The organism is Neobacillus cucumis, assembly GCF_023715505.1.
Map to the genome: position 1 here is coordinate 1 of NZ_JAMBOH010000102.1, position 487 is coordinate 487.

A 487-nucleotide genomic window follows, 5' to 3' on the forward strand; every position below is an offset into this window, starting at 1 on the left:
CCCTGGCGGTCTTCCAGCGAGAGATGTACCTGGTCCTGCGCGACCCGTTCTCGGTCGTCTTCTCCCTGGTCCAGCCGCTGGTCTTCCTGGGCCTGTTCGGCACCCTGCTGGCCGGCTCGGTCGACTCGGCGGTGCTCGGCGGCGGATCCCCGCTGCAGTGGTTCCTTCCGGGCGTGATCGTGATGATCTGCCTGTTCGGGACCGGCGTCGCGGGGTCGAACCTGTTGTTCGAGATCACCCTGGGCAGCTACGAGCGGGTGCTGGCCAGCCCGCTGCGACGGTCCTCGATCCTGATCGGCAAGTCGCTCAAGGAGCTGGCCCCGCTGGTGGTCCAGGCCGCGCTGGTGACCCTGGTCTGCATCCCGTTCGGCTTCGTGCTCTACCCGCTGCACGTGCTGGTCGGGCTGCTGATCCTCGGCGTCTTCGGGGTCGGCATGGGCGCGTTCTCCAACGCCCTGGCCGTGGCGGTGCGCAAGCGGGAGTGGAT

The 487-nt window shown here is 68.6% G+C and carries 1 protein-coding gene; it reads left to right on the forward strand.

Annotated elements, in window-relative coordinates; translation table 11 throughout:
• Nucleotides 1-487: ABC transporter permease (locus M3226_RS31585; protein WP_251573423.1), on the forward strand; the 487-nt coding region annotated here is incomplete at both ends.